General features: G+C 49.9%; 4 protein-coding genes. All 4 read left to right on the top strand.

The window, feature by feature from the left end; all coding sequences use genetic code 11:
- The first annotated feature begins 599 nt into the window (after positions 1–599).
- Complete coding sequence (locus LLG96_18535; protein MCE5252204.1) at positions 600–1,778, top strand: Gfo/Idh/MocA family oxidoreductase; 1,179 nt, start codon at positions 600–602, stop codon at positions 1,776–1,778.
- 70 nt (positions 1,779–1,848) lie between these two features.
- Entirely contained in the window at positions 1,849–2,637 is a 789-nt protein-coding gene (locus LLG96_18530; GenBank protein MCE5252203.1) for a carbohydrate-binding family 9-like protein, read from the top strand.
- A 25-nt stretch (positions 2,638–2,662) separates the two neighbouring features.
- A complete protein-coding gene (locus LLG96_18525) occupies positions 2,663–3,454 on the top strand; it encodes a carbohydrate-binding family 9-like protein (GenBank protein ID MCE5252202.1) in 792 nt (263 codons plus the stop codon).
- Positions 3,455–4,004: 550 nt separating this feature from the next.
- Positions 4,005–4,922 (top strand): class I SAM-dependent methyltransferase, encoded by a 918-nt coding sequence (locus tag LLG96_18520; protein ID MCE5252201.1) that lies wholly within the window; start codon positions 4,005–4,007, stop codon positions 4,920–4,922.
- Positions 4,923–5,154 lie beyond the last annotated feature (232 nt).

Here is a 5,154-nt window from a genome sequence, read left to right as displayed (position 1 = left end):
AGCCGAAACCGAAGCGCGAAATCTTGATACCCGTTTTCCCGAGGGTCGTTTGAGCAATAGCTCCCTGAGGCATCTTCGCACGGTATTTACCGCTTCCCGAAAGCACCGAACACCCCAGGAAAGGCAATGCAGAAGCCGCCGCGCCAAGACCCCTGATAAACGTCCGCCGTTTCATAGTTCCTCCGGATTTACATTATATGAAAAAAGTTAATAATAATTATCATTTCTATTTGTTAGTACGCGCGACAACCGGTATGGTTTCGCTTTCAATCGATAAATGCAAAAAAACACTGTATAATATATATTTTTTCAATATATTTTCCTAATACGAACTGTTTTAACCCGGATTATTCATAAATTTGTTTTTTTCTTATAAGAGATCCCCTCTGCTTTGCGGCATCCCCCCTTTTTAAGAGGGGAGATGGGCTGGCTCCCCCTTTGTTTTATAAGGGGGAAACGGCGAAGTCGAGGGGGATCATGTGAAAGCATGGATAACATTATAGAATTTTGTTATTATTGATATTATATCATAGTTACCGCTACTCTTTTCGGCGTTTCTGAATAATCCGGGTTAAATATGATGGAAAGCGGAGGCAGTTGTGGAAAAACGGAGAAATTTCATAAAGAAAAGCGCTGTCATGAGCGCCGGTGCTCTGGCATTTCAGGCATCTCCGAACGTTTCGGAGGCCCAGGCCCGGCAGCCTTTCGCCCGCAAAAATCCCTCCGATCTTGTCGAGGTCGGCATGGTTGTCGCCCACGGATGTCATTCCTACAACATCTGGGCTGAAACGATGAATCCGTCCGAGGGTAAAATGCGGACAACCGGCATGATCATTACCAAAATATGGAGCTTCCGCCCGGAATACGCCAAACGGTTTACCGACAAATTTCCGGGTGTCACTGCGGTGAAGAATATGGATGACCTCGTCGGTGCTGTGGACGGTGTCTACATCGATGCCGTTCCTGCTGTCTCCCTGTATCATCTCATGGCCCGGCCGTTTCTGCGGGCGGGAATGCCCACTTTCGTCAACCGTCCCTTTACCACCTCGGTCGAAAAGGCGCGGATCATGATCGAGGATGCCCGTAAGGGCGGCGGCCCCCTCATGAGCAATTCCACATGGGAATTCGCCGAGAGCGTCGGCGACCTCCAGGCCAAGGCCGAAAAAATGCCCCGTATTCTCGGATATGCAGCCCACAACTCCATGAGCGATTATTACAGTCACGGCATCCATGGGGTATATTACATCGCCGCCGTTCTCCGCAACGAACGTAAAAAAGGCCGGGGAAAATGCCGCGCCGCTTCGTATCTTACACCCGACTGGCGAACCCCTCCCGGCGCGCTGAGTTATGTCCACGAGAACAGCGACGGCAATCCGTTTTACGGCCAGCTTCATCTTCAGTCGGGCATGGACGGCAACGCGTATATGCGTCTGTTCGGCGACCATTCAGGTGATTTCGAGGGCAAAATTCCGGCGAGCCCGGGATGGTTCCGTTATAATACATGGAACGCCATGCAGCTTGTCATTCAGGAGATGATCGAGAAACGGAATGCACCTGAAACGGGTGATGATCTCCTCGAAAAAGCCTTCATGTTCCTCATGGGATTCAGATCGGTCCTCGAAAAGAACGGGGCGCCGGTTACCCGGAGCGAGGTTGAGGGATGGGAGCTGCCCCCTGTCTCGGCAGCGCTCAAAAAGGGCAATCAGCCCACAGACAGCGCTTTCGAGGAGCCTTATACTCCCCAGGAGCTTAAGGACCTTGAAAAGTATTTATCATGAGCGATGATAGAGGTACAGTAAAAAAACCGGATATAGCTTATCTATAACAATTCTGACAGGAGATCGGACCATGTTTGCAGAATCGATTCTTAAAAGTATATTGTATTACGTTTTTCGTACTCTTGTTGTCATGCTTATCGGCTTTATTCTCGCCTCACGGCCCAATACGCCGGCTGCGCAGGATGTGAAAGCGTATACGGTCAACCGTGCGGTCGGAACGATCACCCTTGACGGCAAGCTCGACGATGCGGCATGGAAAAACGCTCCCGAGGCGGTGTTCACGGAAACCAACACGGGAAAACCGGTTCCTCTTAAAAGCACCGTGCGCGTTCTCTGGGACGATACAAACATCTATTTCGGCTTCTACTGCGAAGACCCCGACGCATGGGCGACCCTTGATAAATTCGATGATCCGCTCTGGGGAGAGGAAGTCGTCGAGGTCTTTATCGATCCGGAAAACAAGTGCCACACCTACTACGAACTCGAGGTGAATCCCATCGGCACGGCGGTCGACCTGTTCATCATCAATCAGGGCCGTGAGCATGACGGGCGCTTTACGGGCTGGAAAGAATGGAATTGCAGGAATCTCAAGGCTGCCGCCTATACCGAAGGTGATGGAAGAAAAGAAGGCACGAAGGATAAATACTGGACAGTGGAGCTTGCAATTCCGTTCGAACAGATATGGACCGCGGATAACCGTCCTCCGAAAGACGGCGATATGTGGCGCATCAACTGTTACCGCATCGAGCGCGGCGACTCGAAAAACAAGGACGACGACTGGTACGCCGCCTTCAATCCGACAAAGCGCGGAAGCTTTCATACACCATGGGAATTCGGGAAGTTCACATTCAAAAAATAGCATACATTTCAAAGGAGAATGTATCATGCACGTACCAGAAAACACAACAGCCACACGAATATGGTTTTCCACAGCTCTTGCGGTTACCATGCTTCTCGGCGCGATGATTATGGCGGCGCCGACGAGTGTATCGGTGCAGGATGTTAAATCGTACACCATCAACCGCGCTTCGGGAGCGATCACCATCGACGGGAAACTCGACGATGCGGCATGGAAAAATGCACCCGAGGCAACGCTTACCGAAACAAACACGGGCAAGCCGGTCCCGCTCAGGAGCACGGTTAAACTCCTGTGGGATGACACATATCTCTATGTGGGATATTACTGTGAGGACCCCGATGCATGGGCAACCATCGAGAAGTTCGACGGCGCTCTCTGGGACGAGGAAGTCGTCGAAATCTTTATCGATCCCGGCGGCAAAGGCATTACCTATTACGAGCTGGAAGTGAGCCCTATCAACAATGCGGTCGACCTGTTTGTTCTCAACCAGGGCAAAGCATTTCAGGGACGCATCTCCGGCTGGTTCGACTGGTCGTTCAAAGACCTTAAACGCGCCGTATATGTCGATGGCGACGGCAAAAAAGAGGGCACGAAGGATAAATTCTGGACGGTGGAGCTCGCCATCCCGTTCGATGAAATGTGGCTGGCCGAAACCCGTCCTCCGCAGGACGGCGATATGTGGCGCATCAACTGTTACCGCATCGAGCGCGGAGACTCGAAAAAGAAAGACGACGACTGGTACGCCGCTTTCAATCCGACAAAACGCCCCAGTTTCCATACACCATGGGAATTCGGTAAATTCACATTCAAAAAGTAGCCTTTTACGCAATACCGGGGAATGTTCCGGCATTCCCCGTCCGAATATTCGGGCTGCCTGGTATCTTGTGTTGAATCGGGGTTGAATAGACTCGTATTGTTCCGATTATTCATTACAATTACCTCGCGCCCCCCTGAAACCCACATTGAAGTGAATTGTAATACATTGATTATAAATAGAATATATATGATTATTACTGGTCATTTTTAACCCCGTTGAAAAGCCTCTCGTTCACAACTGCTTTTCGGAAAAAGAATGGGTGCTGTCCGAGCGAGCCGAAGGCTCGTGAGTTCACACATTCCCGAAAAACGGGCAGTGAACGGGGAATAAGGCTTTTCACGGGGTGCCCTTTCCTTGGTTACTTCATTTGGGCACGCAAAGGAAGTAACATATAAAAAGTGTTCAAAAAATGGGGGGTCGCCAGATTACAATTACTCCTTGACAAGCACTGTATAATCATATTTTTTATAAAGATACGGTCTGAATGGATTTACGGCCTTTTTCGATTCAATTCTGATATACTCTCACACATGAATAATGGTACCGGAATATGACTGACAGCACAGTGGATTATCCTCCCTGCATCGTATGCGGCTCAAAACTCAGGACCCCGGCTTTTGGTAAAATACGGCTTCCCATAGTCAGATGCCTGTCCTGCGGCCTTGTTTACCGTATCGTTCAGCAGGACGAAAAAACAATCCTCGACGATTACCGGGAGCTGGATTATTCGACATTTACACAGGACTGGATGAAAGCCCGCAAGCACCTGTCCTCGGTATATGTCCCCCATATGGATGCCTACAGGAGCACAAACCGTATTCTCGATGTGGGCGCCGGTCACGGGTTTTTTCTCAGCGCCTGCAAGGATGCGGGATGGAACTGTTACGGTGTGGAACTGTCACCTCAGGCAGTCGCCTTCGCCCGTGAACAGTACGGCCTCGAAATCAATCCTTCAACACTCGAGGATGCGCACTTTCCCGAAAACTATTTCGATGTGGTGACATTCTGGAATGTTCTCGACCAGATTCTCGACCCGGCCAGGACGCTGAATGAAGTGTACCGGGTTCTCAGACCCGGCGGCGCGGTTTTTGTCAGGATGCCGAACTCCTCTTTCCATATCAACGCATCGAAAGCATTCGGCAAGCTCGCCGCAATCGTTCCGAAGTTTGCGAGGCTCGACCAGACAGTCATTCATCTGTATTCTTTCAATAAAAATACTATAACACGGCTGCTCTCGAACTGCGGCTTCACGAGTATCGATGTGAGAGGGGCGGCGCTGAGCTGGTCAATGACCCATGATGCCCGGATATCCTTCCCGAAACGCATCATTACGCCAATTGTCGAGAAAACAGCGGGTATTCTCGCCGTTATCTCCGGCAATACTGTACAGCTCAATCCCTCGATTCTCACTTCGGCAGTCAAACCGGCTGTGACCGAAAAGCTTTCCACTTTCGACGCTCAGCTTTAAAAAAGCCTTGTGAAAAAATCGTACGAGTGGATAAAAGCTGTCAAAGGCCGGCACGAAGTACCGATTCCCGGTTAATAATCCGGGAACATGTTTACATGCTGGCAACCCCTAAAATCCACGACGAATTGTATTTTAATACATTGATTATAAATAGAATATAGACCATTAAAGCCTGTGAATTTATAAACCCGTTGAAAAGCCCCGCGGTCACAACCGGTTTTCGGAAGAAGAA

The sequence above is a fragment of the bacterium genome (assembly GCA_021372535.1).
Taxonomy (GTDB): domain Bacteria; phylum Latescibacterota; class Latescibacteria; order Latescibacterales; family Latescibacteraceae; genus JAFGMP01.
This window is presented reverse-complemented; position numbering and strand designations above follow the sequence as displayed.

What these genes read in the sequence shown, in the direction of transcription:
- LLG96_18530 (MCE5252203.1), top strand. Translation starts at nt 1,849, where the DNA reads ATGTTTGCAGAATCGATTCTTAAAAGTATATTGTATTACGTTTTTCGT.
- LLG96_18525 (MCE5252202.1), top strand. Translation starts at nt 2,663, where the DNA reads ATGCACGTACCAGAAAACACAACAGCCACACGAATATGGTTTTCCACA.
- LLG96_18520 (MCE5252201.1), top strand. Translation starts at nt 4,005, where the DNA reads ATGACTGACAGCACAGTGGATTATCCTCCCTGCATCGTATGCGGCTCA.